The sequence below is a fragment of the Bacillus sp. SCT118 genome (genome assembly GCF_058566435.1).
The window spans coordinates 937726-957680 of the sequence record NZ_CP191225.1; the positions used below are offsets into that span (position 1 = coordinate 937726).

At 45.0% G+C, this 19955-nt stretch carries 22 protein-coding genes; 17 read left to right on the forward strand and 5 right to left on the reverse strand.

What is annotated here, in order from left to right; genetic code table 11:
* The first annotated feature begins 126 nt into the window (after positions 1 to 126).
* The 4 genes from ACQVGT_RS04695 (at position 127) to ACQVGT_RS04710 (ending at position 5493) form a co-directional block, all read left to right on the forward strand.
* Positions 127 to 1428: a homoserine dehydrogenase gene (locus ACQVGT_RS04695; protein WP_014477878.1), complete on the forward strand. Its 1302-nt coding sequence runs from the start codon at positions 127 to 129 to the stop codon at positions 1426 to 1428.
* Positions 1428 to 2486: a threonine synthase gene (gene thrC / locus ACQVGT_RS04700; protein ID WP_003228697.1), complete on the forward strand. Its 1059-nt coding sequence runs from the start codon at positions 1428 to 1430 to the stop codon at positions 2484 to 2486. Before ACQVGT_RS04695 ends, thrC begins: the two co-directional genes overlap by 1 nt.
* Positions 2483 to 3412: a homoserine kinase gene (thrB, locus tag ACQVGT_RS04705; RefSeq protein WP_003228699.1), complete on the forward strand. Its 930-nt coding sequence runs from the start codon at positions 2483 to 2485 to the stop codon at positions 3410 to 3412. Before thrC ends, thrB begins: the two co-directional genes overlap by 4 nt.
* Positions 3413 to 3519: 107 nt before the next feature.
* Positions 3520 to 5493, forward strand: a complete 1974-nt coding sequence (locus tag ACQVGT_RS04710) for a S9 family peptidase (protein WP_015483649.1) — start codon at positions 3520 to 3522, stop codon at positions 5491 to 5493.
* Between the two features lie 41 nt (positions 5494 to 5534).
* Here ACQVGT_RS04710 and ACQVGT_RS04715 read toward each other — a convergent pair whose 3' ends face one another.
* Positions 5535 to 5870, reverse strand: coding sequence for a NifU family protein (locus ACQVGT_RS04715; RefSeq protein WP_010886606.1), 336 nt, complete (start codon positions 5868 to 5870; stop codon positions 5535 to 5537).
* Positions 5871 to 5969: 99 nt separating this feature from the next.
* Here ACQVGT_RS04715 and ACQVGT_RS04720 point away from each other — a divergent pair, with 99 nt between their 5' ends.
* On the forward strand, positions 5970 to 6296 hold the full coding sequence (locus tag ACQVGT_RS04720; protein WP_015483648.1) for a YuzD family protein: 327 nt from the start codon (positions 5970 to 5972) through the stop codon (positions 6294 to 6296).
* Positions 6297 to 6321: 25 nt separating this feature from the next.
* On the opposite strand, the gene ACQVGT_RS04725 is transcribed toward ACQVGT_RS04720, so the two are convergent.
* The gene (locus ACQVGT_RS04725) at positions 6322 to 7389 is read right to left on the reverse strand and encodes an NAD(P)/FAD-dependent oxidoreductase (RefSeq protein WP_003228707.1); all 1068 of its coding nucleotides are present in this window, start codon (positions 7387 to 7389) and stop codon (positions 6322 to 6324) included.
* A gap of 262 nt (positions 7390 to 7651) precedes the next feature.
* On the opposite strand from ACQVGT_RS04725, the gene ACQVGT_RS04730 reads away from it, so the two are divergent.
* The 6 genes from ACQVGT_RS04730 to paiB all read left to right on the forward strand — a co-directional run bounded on the left by ACQVGT_RS04730 (position 7652) and on the right by paiB (position 12160).
* Positions 7652 to 7888 carry a YuzB family protein gene (locus tag ACQVGT_RS04730; protein ID WP_003222913.1) on the forward strand — a complete coding sequence of 79 codons (237 nt, stop codon included), beginning with the start codon at positions 7652 to 7654 and terminating at the stop codon, positions 7886 to 7888.
* A gap of 137 nt (positions 7889 to 8025) precedes the next feature.
* Complete coding sequence (locus tag ACQVGT_RS04735; RefSeq protein WP_003228710.1) at positions 8026 to 9240, forward strand: NupC/NupG family nucleoside CNT transporter; 1215 nt, start codon at positions 8026 to 8028, stop codon at positions 9238 to 9240.
* A 122-nt stretch (positions 9241 to 9362) separates the two neighbouring features.
* Positions 9363 to 10217, forward strand: coding sequence for a diaminopimelate epimerase (gene dapF, locus ACQVGT_RS04740; RefSeq protein WP_015483647.1), 855 nt, complete (start codon positions 9363 to 9365; stop codon positions 10215 to 10217).
* Between the two features lie 78 nt (positions 10218 to 10295).
* Positions 10296 to 10658, forward strand: coding sequence for a HesB/IscA family protein (locus ACQVGT_RS04745; protein ID WP_003244166.1), 363 nt, complete (start codon positions 10296 to 10298; stop codon positions 10656 to 10658).
* 336 nt (positions 10659 to 10994) lie between these two features.
* Complete coding sequence (gene paiA / locus ACQVGT_RS04750) at positions 10995 to 11513, forward strand: spermidine/spermine N(1)-acetyltransferase (protein WP_015384547.1); 519 nt, start codon at positions 10995 to 10997, stop codon at positions 11511 to 11513.
* 23 nt (positions 11514 to 11536) lie between these two features.
* Complete coding sequence (gene paiB, locus ACQVGT_RS04755; RefSeq protein ID WP_015483646.1) at positions 11537 to 12160, forward strand: protease synthase/sporulation negative transcriptional regulator PaiB; 624 nt, start codon at positions 11537 to 11539, stop codon at positions 12158 to 12160.
* A 73-nt stretch (positions 12161 to 12233) separates the two neighbouring features.
* On the opposite strand, the gene guaC is transcribed toward paiB, so the two are convergent.
* On the reverse strand, positions 12234 to 13214 hold the full coding sequence (gene guaC, locus ACQVGT_RS04760) for a GMP reductase (RefSeq protein WP_015483645.1): 981 nt from the start codon (positions 13212 to 13214) through the stop codon (positions 12234 to 12236).
* Between the two features lie 278 nt (positions 13215 to 13492).
* On the opposite strand from guaC, the gene ACQVGT_RS04765 reads away from it, so the two are divergent.
* A complete protein-coding gene (locus tag ACQVGT_RS04765; RefSeq protein WP_003228723.1) occupies positions 13493 to 13633 on the forward strand; it encodes a hypothetical protein in 141 nt (46 codons plus the stop codon).
* Positions 13634 to 13670: 37 nt separating this feature from the next.
* Here the strand turns inward: ACQVGT_RS04765 and yumC are convergent, their stop codons facing one another.
* Positions 13671 to 14669, reverse strand: a complete 999-nt coding sequence (yumC, locus tag ACQVGT_RS04770) for a ferredoxin--NADP reductase 2 (protein ID WP_003220618.1) — start codon at positions 14667 to 14669, stop codon at positions 13671 to 13673.
* A gap of 331 nt (positions 14670 to 15000) precedes the next feature.
* On the opposite strand from yumC, the gene ACQVGT_RS04775 reads away from it, so the two are divergent.
* From ACQVGT_RS04775 to spsC, 4 genes are all read left to right on the forward strand, one after another.
* Positions 15001 to 16221, forward strand: coding sequence for an NAD(P)/FAD-dependent oxidoreductase (locus ACQVGT_RS04775; RefSeq protein WP_041518259.1), 1221 nt, complete (start codon positions 15001 to 15003; stop codon positions 16219 to 16221).
* A 172-nt stretch (positions 16222 to 16393) separates the two neighbouring features.
* Entirely contained in the window at positions 16394 to 16537 is a 144-nt protein-coding gene (locus ACQVGT_RS04780) for a YuiA family protein (protein WP_003243733.1), read from the forward strand.
* Between the two features lie 53 nt (positions 16538 to 16590).
* A complete protein-coding gene (locus ACQVGT_RS04785) occupies positions 16591 to 16911 on the forward strand; it encodes a YuiB family protein (protein ID WP_015384543.1) in 321 nt (106 codons plus the stop codon).
* 103 nt (positions 16912 to 17014) lie between these two features.
* Complete coding sequence (spsC, locus tag ACQVGT_RS04790) at positions 17015 to 17671, forward strand: stationary phase survival protein SpsC (protein ID WP_072175151.1); 657 nt, start codon at positions 17015 to 17017, stop codon at positions 17669 to 17671.
* Positions 17672 to 17700: 29 nt separating this feature from the next.
* Here spsC and ACQVGT_RS04795 read toward each other — a convergent pair whose 3' ends face one another.
* A complete protein-coding gene (locus ACQVGT_RS04795) occupies positions 17701 to 18177 on the reverse strand; it encodes a divergent PAP2 family protein (protein ID WP_003244337.1) in 477 nt (158 codons plus the stop codon).
* 157 nt (positions 18178 to 18334) lie between these two features.
* Here ACQVGT_RS04795 and ACQVGT_RS04800 point away from each other — a divergent pair, with 157 nt between their 5' ends.
* Complete coding sequence (locus tag ACQVGT_RS04800; RefSeq protein WP_015384541.1) at positions 18335 to 19837, forward strand: leucyl aminopeptidase; 1503 nt, start codon at positions 18335 to 18337, stop codon at positions 19835 to 19837.
* Positions 19838 to 19955: the final 118 nt, after the last annotated feature.

Sequence of the window (19955 nt, forward strand, 5' to 3'; positions counted from 1 at the left end):
AAATTCAGCCTAGTGCTGTCTTGTCAAAACAGGAGCGGGCTTATATAATGTTTGTAACTTATATGTCTGTGTTGAGTTAACAATTGTCTTTTTCAAGAGGACAATCAAAAGAAAGGTGGAGTTTTTTTGAAAGCGATTCGTGTAGGGCTTTTAGGTTTAGGTACCGTCGGAAGCGGTGTCGTTAAAATTATTCAAGACCATCAGGATAAGCTTATGCATCAGGTCGGCTGTCCGGTTACGATAAAAAAAGTGCTTGTAAAAGATATAGAGAAAAAGAGAGAAGTAGATTTGCCGAAGGAAGTGCTCACGACAGAAGTGTATGATGTCATTGATGATCCAGATGTTGATGTCGTCATCGAGGTGATCGGCGGCGTTGAACAGACAAAACAATATTTGGTCGACGCGCTGAGATCGAAAAAGCATGTTGTCACAGCAAACAAGGACTTAATGGCTGTGTACGGCTCCGAGCTGCTTGCCGAAGCAAAGGAAAATGGATGCGATATCTACTTTGAAGCCAGTGTTGCCGGCGGGATTCCGATTCTGCGCACGTTAGAGGAAGGCCTCTCATCAGATCGAATTACAAAAATGATGGGAATTGTGAACGGCACAACAAACTTTATCTTAACAAAAATGATCAAAGAGAAAAGCCCATACGAGGAAGTGCTCAAGGAAGCGCAGGATCTCGGTTTTGCCGAAGCTGATCCGACTTCTGACGTGGAAGGGCTTGACGCCGCACGGAAAATGGCGATATTGGCGCGCCTCGGCTTCTCGATGAACGTGGATCTGGAAGACGTCAAAGTAAAGGGGATCTCCCAAATTACAGACGAGGACATCAGCTTCAGCAAACGCCTCGGCTATACAATGAAGCTGATCGGGATTGCTCAGCGTGACGGCAGCAAAATCGAGGTCAGCGTACAGCCGACACTGCTTCCTGACCACCATCCGCTTTCTGCTGTTCATAATGAGTTTAACGCCGTTTATGTATACGGCGAGGCTGTCGGTGAGACGATGTTCTACGGGCCGGGAGCCGGAAGCATGCCGACAGCGACATCCGTTGTTTCTGACCTCGTCGCTGTCATGAAAAATATGCGCCTTGGTGTAACAGGCAACAGCTTTGTCGGACCGCAATATGAGAAAAACATGAAATCGCCGTCTGACATTTATGCACAGCAGTTTTTAAGAATTCATGTAAAAGATGAGGTTGGTTCATTCTCGAAAATTACATCTGTGTTCTCAGAGCGGGGCGTGAGCTTTGAAAAAATCCTTCAGCTGCCAATTAAAGGCCATGATGAGTTAGCTGAAATCGTAATTGTCACACATCATACATCAGAAGCTGATTTCAGTGATATTCTGCAAAACCTAAATGATTTGGAAGTCGTTCAAGAAGTCAAAAGCACATATCGTGTAGAAGGGAACGGTTGGAGCTAATGTGGAAAGGACTTATCCATCAATATAAAGAATTTTTACCTGTAACAGATCAAACACCGGCGCTGACTTTACATGAAGGAAACACACCTCTTATTCACCTGCCGAAGCTGTCTGAGCAGCTCGGAATTGAGCTTCATGTCAAAACGGAAGGCGTCAATCCTACGGGATCATTTAAAGATCGCGGAATGGTTATGGCTGTGGCAAAGGCAAAAGAAGAAGGCAATGACACGATTATGTGCGCGTCAACAGGTAACACTTCCGCTGCTGCGGCAGCATATGCAGCCCGTGCTAACATGAAATGCATTGTCATCATCCCGAACGGAAAAATTGCATTTGGAAAACTCGCTCAAGCTGTCATGTACGGAGCCGAGATTATCGCAATTGACGGAAACTTTGACGATGCGCTTAAAATTGTCCGTTCCATCTGTGAGAAATCACCGATTGCCCTGGTCAACTCAGTCAACCCTTACCGCATTGAAGGCCAAAAAACTGCTGCCTTCGAAGTGTGCGAACAGCTGGGGGAAGCGCCTGATGTTTTAGCGATCCCGGTCGGAAACGCGGGAAATATCACTGCGTACTGGAAGGGCTTCAAGGAATATCATGAGAAAAACGGCACAGGCCTTCCGAAAATGCGCGGCTTTGAAGCTGAGGGTGCGGCGGCAATCGTGCGCAATGAAGTGATTGAAAATCCTGAAACAATAGCGACAGCCATTCGTATCGGAAACCCGGCAAGCTGGGACAAAGCTGTAAAGGCAGCCGAGGAATCCAACGGGAAAATTGACGAAGTCACTGATGATGAAATCCTTCACGCATATCAGCTGATCGCCCGTGTAGAAGGCGTGTTTGCAGAACCAGGTTCTTGCGCGTCTATCGCAGGAGTGCTGAAACAGGTGAAATCCGGAGAAATTCCGAAAGGCAGCAAGGTCGTAGCTGTGTTAACAGGAAACGGACTGAAAGATCCGAATACAGCGGTCGACATTTCAGAAATCAAGCCTGTCACATTGCCGACTGATGAAGACAGCATCCTTGAATATGTAAAAGGAGCGGCCCGTGTATGAACGAAGCCGACATGCTGTTCTCTGTCACTGTTCCCGGAAGCACAGCTAACCTAGGCCCCGGCTTTGATTCAGTCGGAATGGCGCTCAGCAGATATTTGAAGCTGACCGTCTTTGAAAGCGACAAATGGTCTTTTGAGGCTGAAACAGAAACAGTCGCCGGAATTCCGGCGGGTACAGATAACCTGATCTATCAAGTGGCTAAACGGACCGCAGATTTGTACGGAAAAGAAATGCCTCCTGTCCATGTGAAGGTGTGGAGCGACATCCCGCTTGCACGCGGCCTTGGCAGCAGCGCCGCGGCGATTGTAGCGGCCATTGAACTGGCTGATGAATTATGCGGCTTAAAGCTGTCTGAAGCGGACAAGCTGCATTTAGCCAGTCTAGAAGAAGGACACCCGGACAATGCTGGCGCTTCTCTCGTCGGCGGACTTGTGATCGGCCTGCATGAGGATGACGAGACCCAAATGATCCGCGTCCCGAATGCTGACATTGACGTAGTCGTTGTCATTCCTTTTTACGAAGTGCTGACAAGAGACGCGAGAGACGTGCTTCCGAAGGAGTTTCCATATGCCGATGCCGTAAAAGCAAGTGCTGTCAGCAATATCCTCATTGCTGCGATCATGTCCAAGGACTGGCCGCTTGTCGGGAAAATCATGAAGAAGGATATGTTCCATCAGCCGTACCGGGCGATGCTTGTGCCTGAGCTGTCAAAAGTAGAGCACGTCGCCGAGATGAAGGGCGCATATGGAACGGCTCTCAGCGGAGCAGGCCCGACGATTCTTGTCATGACCGAAAAAGGAAAGGGAGAAGAGCTAAAAGAACAGCTCGCGCTTCATTTCCCTCATTGTGAAGTAGACGCTTTGACCGTTCCGAAAGAGGGAAGTATAATAGAGCGAAATCCTTTATATCAAGTAAAAAGTGTATAAATCATGCCAAGCGTTCCTCAGCGTCAGCGGAGGGCGCTTTTTTTTGCTGAAGATAAAGGAGTTTTTATTTAGAAAAACGAAATACATGTAAAAAGGAGGAGATGAATATGAAAAAGCTGATAACCGCAGACGACATCACTGCGATTGTCTCTGTGACCGATCCTCAATACGCCCCAGACGGCACCCGTGCCGCATATGTAAAATCACAAGTGAATCAAGAGAAAGATTCGTATACATCAAATATATGGATCTATGAAACGAAAACGGGCGGGTCTGTTCCTTGGACACATGGAGAAAAGCGAAGCACCGACCCAAGATGGTCTCCGGACGGGCGCACGCTTGCCTTTATTTCTGATCGAGAAGGCGATGCGGCACAGCTGTATATGATGAGCGCTGAAGGCGGAGAAGCGAGAAAACTGACTGATATCCCGTATGGCGTGTCAAAGCCAATATGGTCCCCGGATGGCGAATCGATTCTGGTCACTGTCAGTTTGGGAGAGGGAGAAAGCATTGATGACCGAGAAAAAACGGAGCAGGACAGCTATGAACCTGTTGAAGTGCAAAGCCTCTCCTACAAACGGGACGGCAAAGGGCTGACGAGAGGTGCGTATGCCCAGCTTGTGCTTGTCAGCGTAAAGTCGGGTGAGATGAAGGAGCTGACAAGTCACAAAGCTGATCATGGTGATCCTGCTTTTTCTCCTGACGGCAAATGGCTTGTTTTCTCAGCTAATTTAACTGAAACAGATGATGCCAGCAAGCCGCATGATGTTTACATGATGTCACTGGAGTCTGGAGATTTTAAGCAGGTTACACCTCATCGCGGCTCATTCGGATCAAGCTCATTTTCACCAGACGGAAGGTATCTTGCTTTGCTTGGAAATGAAAAGGAATATCAGAATGCAACGCTCGAAAAGGCATGGCTTTATGATATTGAACATGACCGCCTCACATGTCTGACTGAAATGCTAGACGTACACTTAGCGGATGCACTGATTGGTGATTCATTGATCGGTGGTGCCGAACAGCGCCCGGTTTGGACAAAGGACAGCCAAGGGTTTTATGTCATCGGCACAGATCAAGGCAGTACGGGCATCTATTATATTTCGATTGAAGGCCTTGTGTATCCGATTCGTCTGGAAAAAGAGTACATCAATAGCTTTTCTCTTTCACCTGATGAACAGCACTTTATTGCCAGTGTGACAAAGCCGGACAGACCGAGTGAGCTCTACAGTATCCCGCTTGGACAGGAAGAGAAACAGCTGACTGGCGCGAATGACAAGTTTGTCAGTGAGCATACGATATCAATACCTGAAGAGATCCAATATGCTACAGAAGACGGCGTGACGGTGAACGGCTGGCTGATGAAGCCTGCACAAATGGAAGGTCAGACAACATATCCACTTATTCTCAACATACACGGCGGTCCGCATATGATGTACGGGCATACATATTTTCATGAGTTTCAGGTGCTGGCGGCGAAAGGATACGCGGTCGTTTATATCAATCCGAGAGGAAGCCACGGCTACGGACAGGAATTTGTGAATGCGGTCAGAGGAGATTATGGAGGAAAGGATTATGACGATGTGATGCAAGCTGTGGATGAGGCTATCAAACGAGATCCGCATATTGATCCTAAGCGGCTCGGTGTCACAGGCGGAAGCTACGGAGGTTTTATGACCAACTGGATCGTCGGGCAGACGAACCGCTTTAAAGCTGCCGTCACCCAGCGCTCGATATCAAATTGGATCAGCTTTCACGGCGTCAGTGATATCGGCTTTTTCTTTACAGACTGGCAGCTTGGGCATGACATGTTTGAGGACACAGAAATGCTCTGGGACCGGTCTCCTTTAAAATACGCAGCAAACGTGGAGACACCGCTTTTGATTCTGCATGGCGAGCGGGATGACCGCTGCCCGATCGAGCAGGCGGAGCAGCTGTTTATCGCTCTGAAAAAAATGGGCAAGGAAACCATGCTTGTCCGTTTTCCGAATGCATCGCACAATTTATCACGCACCGGACACCCAAGACAGCGGATCAAGCGCCTGAATTATATCAGCTCATGGTTTGATCAACATCTCTAATAAAAAAGCCAGGCTGATCAAATATCAGCCTGGCTGCTTTATTAAAAAACTTGTTCTACTTCAACGACACCCGGCACTTCTTCTAGAAGAGCGCGCTCAATTCCGGCTTTCAGCGTAATTGTTGAACTTGGGCAGCTGCCGCATGCGCCTAGAAGACGAAGCTTAACGATACCTTCATCTACGTCTACAAGCTCACAGTCACCGCCGTCACGAAGTAAAAACGGACGAAGTTTGTCCAGTACTTCCTGCACCTGTTCTTTCATTTCAACTTCAGTCATGACATTCGCTCCTTTCGTCGTCATAAAACCATTATATTCAGTGTAACAATAAAAATCTATTGTTTGGTTTGCAAAGTTGCTCTCCCTATTATAGCACATTCAGACTTCAACACAAAAACGGTTTTTTTCTATAAAAACGTCCTTTGGCTCTGTATACTTAAAAGAAAAGACTTACATAGGAGAAGGGGGCGTTTACAAGTGATGAAACCAGTCATGCTCAGCGTATACGGGGCAGAAACCGTTTGTGCGAGCTGTGTAAATATGCCGACAGCCAAGGATACATACGAGTGGCTTGAGGCTGCGCTGAAAAGAAAATATCCAAATCAGCCTTTTGAGATGCAGTACATCGATATTCATGAGCCGCTTGACAATGAACATGCGAAAGAGCTTGCGGAAAAAATCAGAAATGACGAGTATTTTTATCCGCTTGTGCTCGTAGAAGACAAAATTGTCGGTGAAGGCAATCCAAAATTAAAAGACGTTTATGAGGAAATGGAGAAGCATGGGTATACAGAAAACCGCTGACTTGATCAGCGGTTCTTCTCTATCATTAACCGTTATGGTGTTTATACATCCACAGCAAGCCGGATTTCAGCATACGCGGAACACGGCCGATCAGCGGACGGTCAGCAACAAGCCCGAAGCCGGCTTTTTTTCCGAGTGAACCGAGGACGCCTTTCAGCTTAAACTGAGGCATTGATTCAGGCAGGGCTTCTCCATTCCAGCGTTTTTGCAAGATTTGGACAATCTGCTCTGCTTGAGCCTCTGCCAGTTGGGCGCTCGGTGCATGAGGAAGGCTGGCGCAATCGCCGACAACGTACAGATGTTCATCACCTGGAAGATTGTGATGAGGCGTTAATACAATACGCCCTTGTGCGTCCTTCTCCACATCTAAGTCTCTGACGACTTTGTTTGGCTGGATGCCGGCTGTCCACACGATGGCGTCTGCAGAAATCGGATCATCGTGGTTATACACAACACCTTCTTCTACTTTTGTGATATTTGCCCTGTTAATAATGCGGACACCGTGCTCTTCGAACCATTTTTGCACATATTTGCTTAAACGCTCGGGAAAGCTTGATAAAATGAGATTACCGCGGTCGAACAAAATAATGTTCAGGTCATCACGGCTTTCTCTCAATTCACTTGCAAGCTCAACGCCGCTTAAGCCCGCTCCGACAATGGCGACGGTGGCATTAGCGCTCAGATTATTCAGCTTTTGGTAGGTTTCGCGGGACTGATCGATGGTTTGAATACTGTAGGTGAATTCAGGCGCTCCCGGCACGTTGTGATATTTATCCTCACAGCCGAGCCCGATTACGGCGTCATCGTAAGAAATCGGTTCACGATCTTGGAACAGCACTTGTTTTTGTACAATATCAATTGATGTGATATCACCGTATTGGACATCCAGGCGAGGGTGCTCTGGGAATGACACTCTGATATGATGGTCAGAAATTGTGCCTGCGGCAAGGGCATAATATTCTGTTTTCAAGCAGTGATAAGGATTTCTGTCAATTAACGTGATTGAAACATCATCAGGCAGCTGGTTTGGCAATAAGCGATGAAGAACACGCATGTTCCCGTAACCTCCGCCGATCAAGACCAATTTTTTCATTTGAATTCCCCTTTAATCCGAAGAGTATGATAGACACATTGAAGAAAATACGAACTATGTAAAATAACATCTAGAATTATATCGAATTTGATCTAAAATCACAATAATAGTTTCAAAATAACCTACAATTTAGCCTGAAAACACAAATTAGTAAAACGTTATTTGAGAAATAATATGTTACGATAATAAATTTTGAATCATCCGTTGTCTTTGACGAATAGTGAAAAATTCGCGATAATGGACATATGTGAGGTGAAACCGCATGAATCCAATGATTGAATTTTGTGTCAGCAATCTGGCTCACGGCTCTCAGGAAGCCCGGGCGATTTTGGAGAAGGATCCCAACCTTGATGTCCTTGAATATGGCTGCTTAAGCTACTGCGGGACATGCATGGAATCGCTTTTCGCTCTGGTAAACGGAGAAGTCGTCATGGGTGAAACGCCTGCCGAGCTTGTTGAGAATATATATACCTTTATTGAAGAAAATCCAATGTTTTAAAGAAAAGGGCCTGGACAGGCCCTTTTTTTATTTTGCCGTACAAAAGAACTAAAAAAATGTGTAGACATCAAAAAATATTATTGTTATCGTATAAAAGATATTTTTTTAAATAAAATTTAAGAGGTGTACGAGTATTCATGAATGTTCTGTGGGGGCTGCTGGGCGCAGTTGCGATCATTGCTATCGCGTTTTTATTTTCAGAAAAGAAAAGCAATATTAAGATAAGAACCGTCATCGTTGGTTTATGCACACAGGTGGCGTTTGGATACATCGTGTTGAAATGGGAAGCGGGACGCGCTGTTTTTTTATGGTTTTCAAGCCGTGTACAGCTTCTGATTGACTATGCGAATGAAGGCATCAGTTTTATTTTTGGACCGCTTCTAAAGGTCGGAGACAGTCCGGCATTTGCATTAAGTGTACTGCCCGTTATCATTTTCTTCTCAGCACTGATTGCAGTTTTATATCATTTGAAAATCATGCAGCTCGTTTTCCGTGTCATTGGCGGCGGATTGTCGAAGCTCCTTGGAACAAGCAAAACGGAATCTCTGGCGGCTGCTGCCAATATTTTTGTAGGACAATCAGAATCTCCGTTAGTGATCAAACCCCTGATTGCGGGGCTGACGCGCTCTGAGTTGTTTACGATTATGACGAGCGGTCTATCGGCAGTTGCGGGATCTACCTTGTTTGGGTACGCGCTACTCGGTATTCCGATTGAATACTTGCTGGCGGCCAGCTTTATGGCTGCTCCAGCTGGACTAGTCTTTGGTAAATTGATTATACCCGAAACGGAAAAAACGCAAACCGTAAAAAGCGATTTCAAAATGGATGAAGGTGAAGGCGCAGCCAATGTCATTGACGCAGCTGCAAAGGGAGCGTCAACAGGACTGCAAATTGCGTTAAACGTTGGGGCGATGCTGCTTGCGTTTGTTGCGTTAATCGCTGTAGTAAACGGTATTCTCGGCGGGGCTTTCGGCTTGTTCGGTTTAAAAGGCGTAACATTAGAATCCATTCTCGGCTATGTGTTTTCTCCTATCGCCTTTTTGATTGGCGTGCCCTGGCATGAAGCATTGCAGGCGGGAAGCTATATCGGCCAGAAATTGGTGCTGAATGAGTTTGTCGCTTATTCTAACTTCGGTCCGCACATCGGCGAGTTTTCTAAGAAAACTGCTACCATTATCAGTTTCGCGTTATGCGGATTCGCCAATTTTTCATCAATTGCGATTATGCTTGGTACGCTTGGCGGTTTAGCACCCAGCCGCCGTTCAGATATCGCACGTCTCGGCCTGAAGGCTGTTCTTGCAGGAACATTAGCCAATCTGCTCAGCGCAGCCATTGCCGGCATGTTTATATAAACGATAAAAGCTCCTTGCGTCAGTGCAAGGAGCTTTTATGTATGAAAAACGGGGGATAATTGTATTGTGTCCGCTTATAATAGCTTTTATACTAAGAAAAAGAAAAAAAGTTGGAGGCACCTATGAACTCATTTCGATTTACCAAAATGCACGGCCTGGGAAACAGTTATATTTATGTGAATCAATTTGAAGAACAGCTTCCAGAAGAAAAACTGTCAGAGATTGCAATTCAGGTTTCTTCTGTTTATACAGGGATCGGATCCGACGGAATGATCCTGATATGCCCATCAGACCAAGCGCCTGTTAAAATGCGGATTTTTAATAATGACGGGTCTGAAGGGAAAAACTGCGGCAACGGCCTGCGCTGCGTCGCAAAATACGCATATGAGCATAAGCTGGTTGAGGAAACATCTTTTCTGATTGAAACTCTCTCCGGGCTTGTGAAAGCGGAGGTTCAAGTCGAAAACGGAAAAGTGAATGTGGTCACTGTCGATATGGGCGAACCGCGCTTGACAAAATCCGAGCTCCCGATGCTTGACGGCGGGGAAGAGCGCACAATCAATGAAACGATGGCATTTGGTGAAGTAGAACTAACAGGCACTGCCGTTTCAATGGGAAATCCGCATATCGTTTTTCCGATCGCAGACATTGAACAGGCACCCTTAACGACACTGGGGCCGGTGATTGAGAAAGATCCGAGATTTCCGGAAGGCATCAATGTGGAATTCGTTGAAACTGTGAATGAACAAGAATTGCATTTCCGCGTCTGGGAACGGGGATCAGGGATTACTCAGGCATGCGGGACAGGAGCATGTGCAGCGGCGGTCGCATCTGTATTAAACGGCGTATCAAAGCGAAATCAAGACATCACGGTGCATTTAGCAGGCGGGGATTTGGTGATAAACTGGAAAGATAACGGCCATGTAATGATGACAGGGCCGGCTGAAACCGTTTGTGAGGGTGTCTATTTCTTGTAAAACACCTTGTTTGAGAATTGGGACGATCATGTTTATAATAAAAGACAGCAACCGGTTTTTAAAAGGAGGTTCACAATGATGAGCAACCCGGTAACAATTACAGAAGCAGCAGCTTTGCATATAAAAGATATGATGAAAGAGCATGAAGAAGAAAACGCGTTTCTGCGTGTAGGCGTCAAAGGCGGCGGCTGCAGCGGACTTTCTTACGGCATGGGCTTTGAGCATGAAAAGAGTGAATCAGACAGTGTGTTTGATCAGCACGGCATCACTGTTCTAGTTGACAAAGAAAGCCTTGACATCATGAACGGCACCGTGATTGATTATAAACAATCCATGCTCGGCGGCGGCTTCACCATCGACAATCCAAACGCCATCGCTTCATGCGGATGCGGTTCTTCGTTCAGAACAGCAACGAATGCAGGCAAGCCTGAAGAGTGCTAAGCACTAAAAACGGATAGCAACTATTACTGACGCTTTTCTTAGCGATAGATCATCGTTAAGGGAGGCGTTTTTATTATGGGGAAATGATGCAGAGAGTTCCGGGAACTTCGGCAAGAGAAAATCCGCATTGCTGTTTGATTTTTGTTGTAAATACATCAAAATTACGCTATATTTAATGCGGAGTATATTTTGTTGCATCTACAACAAAAAAGTTAGGGAGTTGATGATGAAGAAGGTTTTTGGAATGGTAACAAGGTCAGTATCTGTCCGTGTTTAAATATATTAAAAAGGGACACAAGACAATTGAATTTTTAATAAAGGGGCTGAATCCGAACAATGAGTGTAAAAATGAAAAAATGCAGCCGGGAAGATTTACAAACACTCCAACAATTGAGTATTGAAACATTCAATGACACTTTTAAAGAACAGAACTCACCTGAAAATATGAAATCCTATTTAGAAAGCGCATTTAACACTGAGCAACTGGAAAAAGAGTTATCCAATATGTCTTCGCAATTCTTTTTTGTTTACTTTGATCATGAAATCGCTGGATATGTAAAGGTCAATATCGATGATGCTCAGTCTGAAGAAATGGGTGCTGAATCACTTGAAATCAAGAGAATTTATATAAAGAACAGCTTTCAAAAACATGGGCTTGGCAAACATCTGTTGAATAAAGCTATAGAAATTGCGCTGGAACGTAATAAAAAGAACATTTGGCTAGGTGTGTGGGAAAAAAATGAAAATGCCATTGCCTTTTATAAGAAAATGGGGTTTGTTCAGACCGGCGCCCACTCTTTTTATATGGGTGATGAAGAACAAACGGATTTAATCATGGCTAAAACACTCATATAATATTTTTCGAAGGGTGGATGATGATGTATATTCCAAAATATTTTAAAGTCACAAATGCTGAAGACATTTGGAATTTTGTTCAAGAAAACTCCTTTGGTACGATTGTCACAACAGAACAAGGAAAACCAATTGCCACACATTTGCCGTTAGGATTCAATAAAAAAGACGATCATTACTATATTACGGGGCATTTCGCTTATGGAAATCCTCAGTGGAGAACGTTTGAAGCCTGTGAAGATGTGCTTGTGATGTTTCAGGGACCGCACGCTTATATTTCTTCTTCCTGGTATTCACGCGAAAATGTTCCGACGTGGAATTATCAGGCTGTCCACATGTATGGAAAAGCAAGTATGTTAGAGAAAGATGAATTAGCAGAAGAATTAACAATCATGCTGGAGAAATACGAAAAGCATCGTGACAATCCTGTATTATGGGATAAGCTTTCTCCAAAACTCTTAGAAAGTGAATTGAAAGGCATCGTTGGATTTAAGATTAAGGTGGAAGACATTCAAGCGGCATATAAATTAAGCCAGAACCGAAATGAAACGGATTATATGAACATCATTGAACAGTTGCAAAATGAAGAAAATCCAAATGCAAAACAAATGGCAGAACTGATGGAAAATAAATTCAAAAAGCAAATATAAGCTTACTTTGCTGAAGAAGTAGCAGAAAACGCCAACTCAAGCGGAGAACCGCTGACTTGGCGTTTTTTTATGATTAATATTTATCCCCATTAAAAATGGAATTCTTCACAATCACATAATCCACATTGCGGATGGCGTCAAGCTTTGTTCCGCCTGCATAAGAAATAGAAGATTGAAGATCCTGCTCCATTTCAATCAGTGTATCCTTGATTGAGCCTTTATGCGCCACGTGCATTTTTTTGCCTTCGACATTTTTCTTTTCGCCTTTTTGGAATTCAGAGGCTGAGCCGAAGTACTCTTTGTAAAGCTTTCCGTCTTTTTCGATCGTTTGGCCTGGCGATTCTTCGTGTCCGGCAAATAGTGAACCGATCATGACCATCGTTGCGCCGAATCGGATTGATTTTGCGATGTCGCCATGGGTGCGGATGCCGCCATCCGCGATAATCGGTTTGCTGGCTGCTTTGGCACACCAGCGCAGCGCAGCTAATTGCCAGCCGCCTGTGCCGAAGCCGGTTTTGATTTTCGTAATACATACTTTTCCCGGTCCAATGCCGACTTTAGTGGCATCCGCACCCGCATTTTCAAGTTCTCTGACCGCTTCCGGCGTTCCGACATTGCCAGCAATAACAAAGCTGTCCGGCAAATGTTTTTTAAGGTGCTGGATCATTTCAATGACAGCATTTGAGTGCCCGTGAGCAATGTCAATTGTCACGTATTCAGGAGTCAGATTTTCTTCTGCCAGCTGGCGGACAAATTCATACTCCTCCTCTTTGACGCCCACGCTGATAGAAGAGAATAAGCCGCGTGCGTTCATATCTTTAATAAAATTAATTCGTGTCTCAGGCTCAAATCTGTGCATCACATAAAAGTAGCCATTTTCGGCTAATGAAATCGCTAGTTTTTCATCTATAATCGTCTGCATATTGGCAGGGACGACGGGTAATTTAAATGTACGTCCGCCTAAACGTACGGATGTATCACATTCTGAACGGCTATTTACAATGCATTTTGCAGGAATTAGCTGAATATCTTCGTAATCAAATACGTTTTCCATGTTTTTCACTCCTAAAAACGAATATTTAAAATGATATTATATGAAATGTTCGCCTTCTATAATGTACTCTGTTTTATTTAGGATGTCAAACATTATGATTTCCTGGCAGGTATGGTGCAAGTGCCGAAGCTTGTCATGCAGGGTGAGTTTAGGTATCATAGTTTTAACGAATGGTCTTAGAGAGCGGATCAAAACGCGAATGATATACGTTCAGCAAAGCTTGGTCGTTCAGCACCAGGCTTTCTTTATGGCATGGACATGGGAAAGGAGCGAATAAGATGGCCCAAAACGAAGAAAAAACACCGAAGTCCCAAAAGATTCAGGACCGTATTATTATGGCAATGATCTGGGTAGTCGCAGCCCTTGTGATTGCGCTGGTTGTAGGAACTGCATTGAATTATATAAATATCTTCAAATAAAAAAGGAGCTGTGTCGCAGACACAAGCTCCTTTTTTATTATTTATTTTCAAAAAGACTTGTTGAGTGAAGAGGCTGTACGCGGGCTTTCGGGTCCATGTAAGCCTTGGCGTTGTTCACTGCTGTCGGTGCCTCACCGAAGCCGCTGGCAATCAGGTTGACTTTTCCTTCGTATGTACAAATGTCACCTGCTGCAAAGAAGCCTTCGATATTTGTTTCCATTGTTGATTTCACGACAATGGAATTTTTCTCGATGTCCAGACCCCAGTTTTTGATCGGTCCAAGAGATGAAACGAAACCGTAGTTGACGATTAAGTCATCAATTTCTAAAATCTCTTTGCGGTCGCCTTTCACTTCTTCAAGCACTAGCTGTTCGATTTTGTCTTCGCCGATCAGCTCCGCAGGGACGAATGGTGTCAGGACATTAACCTTCGACGCATGAAGGTTTTCCACACTGTGCTCGTGCGCACGGAACTTGTCACGGCGGTGAATGATCGATACTTCTTTTGCGATTGGCTCAAGCATAAGCGCCCAGTCAACCGCGGAATCTCCACCGCCTAGGATCGCAACGCGTCTGCCGGCGAATTTTTGCAGATCATCAACGAAGTAATGGAGGTTTTTGCCTTCATACTGCTCGGCATTTTCAAGTTCCAGCTTTCTCGGTTTGAATGCGCCGTTTCCTGCAGTGATGATGACCGTTTTAGAGTAGTGGGTTTCTTCATTTGTTACAAGCTTAAACACGCCATCCGCTTGTTTCTCAACAGATTCAACCGCTTGCTCCAGACAAATGGTTTGGTCGAATTTCGCCATTTGCTCTTTTAGGTTATTGATAAGCTCTTGCGCGCGGATTTTCGGGAATCCCGCTACATCATATATATACTTCTCAGGGTATAGGGCGCTAAGCTGTCCGCCGAGCTGAGGCAGGCTTTCGATAATTTTGACGCTTGCCTGTCTCATTCCGCCGTAAAAAGCAGTGAATAAGCCGACCGGTCCCCCGCCTATAATTGTAATATCATAAACCTTTGTATCCTCTCGCATACGAAAATTGCCTCCTAAATGAAAATTGTTATTAATTATACCATATTGCCGTTCAAATTGACGAGTCAGCAGAAAAAATCGTAAGGATCTAACGTGCCCATCCGTTCTTGAAAATATTTCCGCAGGCCGCTACGATAATAACCAAATGAAATGATCTTTTTCTGAATGTTTCTTGGGCCAGCCGGATAAACATGATAATAGTGCTATGGGTAAGGACTTCACAAAAAACTTTTCAATATATTTCATAAAATCCCGCCAATTAGCTGAAGCTAACACAAATGATGATTTTATTATGGGTCTAACAAAAGCAAAAAAAGAGAAGGTGGATGTGATGGCATTGAATAAGCCCAAAATCGTGATTTTAGGTGCAGGATATGGCGGATTGATGACGGTGACGAGGCTGACGAAATATGTCGGTCCGAATGATGCTGACATTACGCTTGTAAATAAACACAATTATCATTATGAAACGACATGGATGCATGAAGCGAGCGCGGGTACGCTCCATCATGACCGCTGCCGTTATCAGATAAAAGGTGTAATCAACCAGTCACGGGTGAATTTTGTACAGGATACCGTAAAGGCAATCAAAATTGATGAGAAAAAAGTTGTGCTTGCGAATGGAGAACTGCAGTACGATTATTTAGTCATCGGGCTCGGCGCCGTGCCTGAAACATTCGGCATTAAAGGCTTGAAAGAATATGCGTTTCCGATCGCCAACATCAACACGTCGCGCCTGCTGCGGGAACATATTGAGCTGCAGTTTGCGACTTACAATACGGAAGCGGAAAAACGGCCGGACAGGTTAACGATCGTTGTTGGCGGTGCCGGATTTACGGGAATTGAATTTCTTGGCGAGCTGGCTGCTCGCGTGCCGGAGCTCTGTAAGGAGTATGACGTTGACAGAAGTCTTGTCCGCATTATTTGTGTGGAAGCAGCGCCGACCGTTTTGCCGGGCTTTGATCCGGAACTTGTTGATTACGCCGTACATTATCTTGAGGAAAACGGAGTTGAGTTCAAGATCGGCACGGCTGTACAAGAATGTACACCAGAAGGAGTCAGAGTCGGCAAAAAAGATGAGGAACCAGAGCAGATCAAATCGCAAACCGTTGTATGGGCGGCAGGTGTCCGCGGCCATCCGATTGTAGAGGAAGCCGGTTTTGAAAATATGCGCGGCCGGGTCAAAGTCAACCCTGATCTCCGCGCCCCGGGACATGACAATGTCTTTATTCTCGGCGACAGCTCGCTGTTTATGAATGAAGATACAGAGCGTCCGTATCCGCCGACTGCGCAAATTGCAATGCAGCAGGGCATAACGGTCGCTAAAAACCTTGGCAGGCTTATTAAAGGCGGAGAGCTTGAGGAATTCAAGCCGGACATTAAGGGAACAGTGGCTTCTCTTGGCGAGCATAACGCGGTTGGGGTTGTTTATGGCAGAAAGCTGAAAGGCACGCCGGCTTCGTTTATGAAAAAAGTCATTGATAACCGCTCGCTGTTTATGATTGGCGGACTCGGACTGACACTGAAAAAAGGCAAGTTCAAGTTTTTCTAAAAACCCGCGGAAGCGGGTTTTCTTTATTAAAAAACGCCAAAATAAAAAGAGAATGAGAGGAAAATAAGTATGTTTCCGCTTACATCAAAAGATTTGTCACATGATCTGACTTTATTGTTGACAGCTTGATATGGTATATTATCAGAAAATTAAGAAAAAGGGTGATGATTAGATGAAAACTGCAACGACAACCGCTTCACATGCATGCCCATTTTGTTCAGGGAAAGGATATTTTCAATTGATTCTCGGCGGTTCAGAGACTTGTCCGTCTTGCCAGGGGACAGGAAAAGACAGTCATTCTTTTTCCAGCCGTTGACTTTATTTCAGCCCCCGCGTTACACTAAAAACAACGCAGGGGGGTGGAATAGGTTGATTAGTCTGCCAGTCGTAATCATCTCAATTGTTTTGTTTTTTGTCTTGTTTTTTGGAATCGGTTTCTTATTAAACATGCTGCTGAGAATGTCTTGGATTATGGCTGTGATTTATCCGATTGTAGTCCTTTTCATTATCAGCAAAGAAAAGCTGATCAGCTATGTCCAGTCGCCGGGAGAATCCTTTGCCAGCCTGTTTCATCGTGTCTTATCATTAGCGGCTGCCGATGTGCTGATTTTAGCCAGCGGTTTGGCCGGCGCCATCGTGTCCGGTATAGCGATCAACATGCTCAGAAAAAGAGGATATCAAATGTTTTAAATGCCGCTTTCTTCTAAAGAAAGCTTTTTTTATGTGTTCAACTCATTCATCATTTTGAATAATGCTCTCTCCACTTGGGAACAATGATTCGGAGGAGAGGTGAATGATGTTGAATATGATCAGACGTTTGCTGATGACCTGTTTATTTCTGCTTGCATTTGGCACGACATTTTTATCAGTGTCAGGAATTGAAGCGAAGGACTTGTCAAAATGGGTGCAGGAACATCAGGAAAAGCACTTGAAGCATGCAGGACTGACATTAAAAGCATTGCAGCAGAAACAAACACAAACCACGTCCGCGGCTGAGGATAAAACAAAACCGTTAGAAGAGGCATTTGATTGGGATGAATATCCAGTCCAAAGAGTAACAGCAACAGGCTACACAGCAGGAGCTGAGTCGACGGGCAAAAATCCCGGTGATCCATTATACGGGCTTACATATTCAGGTGTGAAAGTGAAACGGGATTTATATTCCACGGTTGCTGCTGACCCGTCCGTTTTCCCGATCGGAACAATTTTATTCATTCCGAACTACGGTCTCGGAGTTGTGGCCGACACAGGATCAGCTATTAAGGGAAACCGCCTTGATCTGTACTTTGAGACAGTCAAAGATGTATACAATGAATGGGGCAAAAAAACCCTTGATGTATATGTGATTAAAAAGGGAACGGGAAAGATTACCGAGGATGAGCTTGAGAAGCTCAATGAAACAAAATCTTTGCAAGTGTTCAGAAATCAATATAAAACTGTGAAAGAATAAAACGCTCCAGCGAAAGCAGGAGCGTTTTTTTACATGAAAAAGTAAGCGAGTACCAATGTCAGTAAAATACCTGTGAGGCCTCCGAAAAAGACTTCGATCGGCTGATGTCCGAGAAGCTCTTTCAGCTTTTTTTGCTTTTCTTTCTCTGCAGCCTTAGGGAAGTCCTTCGCTTCATTTACGAAACGGTTAAAATCAATGACAAGCTTATTAATGACTGTTGCCTGCTCACCGGCGTGACGTCTGACGCCAGTTGCGTCAAACATGGTGATGACGGCGAAAATGGCGGAAACCGCAAAGAGTGAGGAGTCTAATCCATGCTCCAAGGCTACGCCTGTAGAAAGCGCAGTGACCGCTGCGGAGTGAGAGCTCGGCATGCCGCCTGTGCTTGTGACCAGCGACCAGTCCAGTTTTCTGGACACGATAAACTGTATGGGCACTTTGATGACCTGAGCAAAAATAATTGCGGCCAGGCTTGATAATAAAGGAAAATTCGTTAAAAGTTCCATCGGCGACATCCTTTCTATTTGAAAAATCCTTCGTGTTTCAAAAGAAAAAAGCAAGTCTTAGACTGTTGTTTGTTAAAATAAGTATAGTGGAAAGAATGTTTTTCCTATTATACCATTGTTCATTACAAATACCCATTACGTTAGGAGTGTAAGCCTCATGTTTTATGCGGTTCAACAATCAGAGCATACAGAAACCCTTGTGGTCGGGCTTTTTCAAAAAAGCCAGCTGACAGGAAAAGCGTTGGAAATTGATGAAATGCTCGAAGGCCATCTGACACTGCTTTTAAAAGAGGGTGATGTCTCTGCGAAACCGAATCAAGTATCAAAAGTATTCCCTCCATCTTCTGCGGGTATGAAACGGATTTATTTCGTTGGTCTGGGGAGAGAAGCAAATTATTCGTTTGAACAGGCGAAGGAACGTTTTGCTCATGTTTTTCAAGCCATTCATAAAGATCGAAAACAAGAAACTGCTGTTCTGCTTGATACGTTTATTTCGGAAGACGTGCCTCCAGCCGATGCCGCTCATGCTTTAGCAGAGAGCTGCCTGCTTGCTTCCTATGAGGTGCAGGATTATAAGCACAAATCAAATGAGCCTGACAAACAAATTGAAGCCGTGTATGTTGTAACAGATGAAGATACACAGGAAGTGCAGGCGGGGCTTCGCGTCGGCCAGGCATACGGACAAGGGACAAATTCGGCTAGAACGCTTGTGAATATGCCGGGAAACATGCTGACAGCGACTGACCTCGCTTCGTATGCTGAGGAGCTTGCGGCGAAATATGATTTTGAGTGTGAGATACTGGAGAAATCAGAGATGGAAGAGCTCGGTATGGGCGGAATACTTGCGGTAAACCAAGGCTCCACCGAACCGCCGAAAATGATTGTGTTGAAATATCAGGGCAAAAAGGAATGGGAAGACGTCGTCGGACTAGTCGGGAAAGGAATTACCTTTGACACAGGCGGCTACTCCATTAAAACGAAATCTGGAATTGTCGGCATGAAATCAGATATGGGAGGAGCAGCTGCGGTTCTCGGGGCTATGGAAACGATCGGAGAGCTTCGTCCTGAGCAAAACGTGCTGTGCGTTATTCCATCAACCGATAATATGATCTCCGGCGGGGCCATGAAGCCGGATGACGTGATCGTATCTTTAAGCGGAAAAACAATAGAAATCCTTAATACGGATGCTGAAGGAAGGCTAGTGCTTGCAGATGGCATTACATACGCGAAACAGCATGGCGCGTCAGTTCTTGTCGATGTAGCTACGCTTACCGGCGGCGTCGTTGTAGCTTTAGGAACAGAAACAACCGGTGCAATGACAAATGATCAAAGCTTTTACCAGCAGGTAGCTGATGCTGCACAAGAGTGCGGCGAGGCGATCTGGCAGCTGCCGATCACAGAGAAGGATAAAAAACGCGTGAAAAGCAGCCAAATGGCGGATCTCAACAATTCACCGGGACGCGAGGGACATGCGATTATGGCAGGAACGTTTCTTGGTGAATTCGCTGAGTCAACACCTTGGGTTCACCTTGATATTGCAGGCACAGCGACTGCCAATAAAGCAACCTGCTTCGGGCCGGCCGGGGCTACTGGCGTTATGGCAAGAACACTGGCTACACTTGCGGAGCGATTTACATTGGAAGAAGATAAAAACGAGTAATCAAAATCCCTGCTGTACGATGCGGCAGGGATTTTTTTCTTCCAAAATCTTTAGTTGACTAAAGTGGAACGGTTATGATACGATACGTTCGTACTTTATTTATCTACTACATTAGCAA